The 2,445-nt window shown below is 36.5% G+C and carries 2 protein-coding genes and 1 pseudogene; all 3 read left to right on the top strand.

What is annotated here, in order from left to right; all coding sequences use genetic code 11:
* Positions 1-251, top strand: a pseudogene (locus tag ABID29_RS12215) (hypothetical protein); the annotation flags it as partial.
* Positions 252-387: 136 nt separating this feature from the next.
* Positions 388-978 (top strand): NUMOD4 domain-containing protein, encoded by a 591-nt coding sequence (locus ABID29_RS12210; protein WP_354366422.1) that lies wholly within the window; start codon positions 388-390, stop codon positions 976-978.
* Position 979: 1 nt separating this feature from the next.
* Complete coding sequence (locus ABID29_RS12205; RefSeq protein WP_354366420.1) at positions 980-2,422, top strand: recombinase family protein; 1,443 nt, start codon at positions 980-982, stop codon at positions 2,420-2,422.
* The last annotated feature ends 23 nt before the right edge of the window (positions 2,423-2,445 follow it).

The following is a 2,445-nucleotide window of genomic DNA, read 5'->3' as shown; positions in this document are numbered from 1 at the left end:
ATTATGATGATAGTCTTATTTACGTTTTTGTCCCACAGTTATATAAATATGCGTCTAATGCGAGTATTCAAGAGATGGCCGATGTTATATACAGCAATAAGAAAAGTTTTTTCAAAGAGTGGGCAATCGAAAATGGTTACGACTTATCATTTACACAATCACCAACCCTTATCATTAAGTCTGAAGATGATACCGTGCTTGCAGAAGAAAGTATTTTATTTGGTGAAATGAAACGAAAAATTGATAACTAACTAACAAACAAAAAAGCCCCACGCTCAGAAGTTTGGCGACCGAGAGCGTAGGGCTGATGAATGTATAGTAAACCTCCTAATTGATTAGGTTGTTTTACTATACTCTATTTTACCATAGAATGGAGTAAAAAACATAATGGAAATTTGGAAAACCGTAAAAGGATACGAAGGTCTTTATGAGGTAAGTAATCTAGGGCGTGTCAAAAGTTTAGACAAAATAGTTCCTAAATGGGACGGTGTCCGGCTATTGAAAGGTAGAATCCTCAAGGGAAGCGTGACACAGTTTGGCTATCACAAAGTCATTTTGACAAAAAATAAACACAGACGAACAATTTTTGTGCACAGATTAGTTGCAGAAGCGTTTTTAGAAAATGACAACCCAAAAATAAAGACTCAAGTTAATCATATTGATGGCGACAAGCTAAATAATGAAACCGGGAATTTAGAGTGGGTTTCTGCTAGCGAAAATATAAAACATGCCTTTTCAATTGGTATTAAAAAAGTATCAAAAAAACAAACTGAGGCTATCAAAAATTTAGGCGAAAATAGTAACAAAAGGGTCTTACAATTAAATCCAGAAGGACAGATTATACAAGAATGGCATAGCATTACAGAAGCTAGTAAAATACTGAATATAAATATGTCTAGTATCTCCATGTGCTGTCATGGAAAGAGAAACTTGGCAGGTGGTTTTAAGTGGAAATATATAAATAACGGAGGTAAATAAGATGACTAGGAAAGTTGCTGTTTACGTTCGTGTCAGTACCACTAATCAGGTTGAGGAGGGGTATTCAATAGACGGTCAACTAGATAGCTTAACTAAATACTGTGAAGCTATGGGATGGTCTATTTACAACAAGTACATAGATGCTGGTTTCTCAGGTGGTAAATTAGATAGACCCGATATGATGAAACTAATTCGCGAGGCAAAAAAAGGACTGTTTGATACCGTCTTAGTTTACAAACTGGATAGACTATCAAGAAATGTCAGAGATACCTTGTATTTAGTGAAAGAAGTATTTAATCAGAATGATGTTCACTTTGTTTCTCTCCAAGAAAATTTAGATACATCATCAGCAATGGGAAATCTGTTCCTAACCCTATTGTCAGCTATAGCAGAGTTTGAGCGTGAACAAATCAAAGAACGCATGCAACTAGGAAAGCTAGGACGTGCCAAAGCAGGTAAATCTATGATGTGGGCAAAAACCTCATACGGCTACGACTACCACAAAGAGACGGGTGAAATGACCATCAACGAACTAGAGGCCATTGTAATTAGAGAGATATTCCAGTCCTATCTTGGGGGGCGTTCGATTACCAAGTTAAGAGATGATATAAATCAACGATACCCTAAAACTCCTGCTTGGAGTTATCGTATCATTAGGCAAATTTTAGGCAATCCTGTCTATTGTGGTTACAATCAATATAAGGGCGAAATTTATAAGGGAAATCATGAACCTATCATCTCAAAGGAAATGTATGATAAAGTCCAAGAAGAACTGAAAATTAGACAGATTGCAGCCTACCAGGCTAATAACAACCCTAGACCCTTTCAAGCAAAATACATGTTATCAGGTATTGCTCAATGTGGCTACTGTCATGCTCCACTTACGATTATTATGGGCATGGTTAGGAAAGATGGTACTAGATTTATAAAGTATGAGTGCGTACAAAGATACCCCAAAAAAACTAAAGGGGTAACGGTCTATAACAACAATGAAAAGTGTGACTCTAGTTATTACTATAAAGATGATATTGAGGCTTATGTCCTAAAAGAGATCAGTAGGTTACAAAATGATACTGATTATCTTGATGAAATCTTTGACGGCTCTGAGACTGAGAGTATCGACCGTGAGAGTTATCAGAAACAGATAGATGAATTGACTAAGAAAATCAGTAGACTAAATGACCTCTACATAGATGATCGTATCACGCTTGAGGAGTTGCAAAAGAAATCTGCTGAGTTTACCACTATGAGGACACTTCTAGAGGAAGAACTAGAAAACGACCCCGCGCTCAAGCAACAAGAGAAAAAGGAGGTCATGAGAAAGATATTAGGTGCTGAGGACATTTTTTCAATGGACTATGAGCGTCAAAAGATAATGGTTAGAGGATTGATAAACAAAGTCCGTGTAAAGGCTGAGAGCATAAAAATCATGTGGAAAATATAAAGAATTTTACTATCCCTCATCTC

The organism is Streptococcus rupicaprae (assembly GCF_040545225.1).
GTDB lineage: Bacteria > Bacillota > Bacilli > Lactobacillales > Streptococcaceae > Streptococcus > Streptococcus rupicaprae.
Note: the sequence above shows the minus strand (reverse complement) of the source record. Positions and strands in the feature narration are given on the sequence as shown.

What these genes read in the sequence shown, in the direction of transcription:
- ABID29_RS12210 (WP_354366422.1), top strand. Translation starts at nt 388, where the DNA reads ATGGAAATTTGGAAAACCGTAAAAGGATACGAAGGTCTTTATGAGGTA.
- ABID29_RS12205 (WP_354366420.1), top strand. Translation starts at nt 980, where the DNA reads ATGACTAGGAAAGTTGCTGTTTACGTTCGTGTCAGTACCACTAATCAG.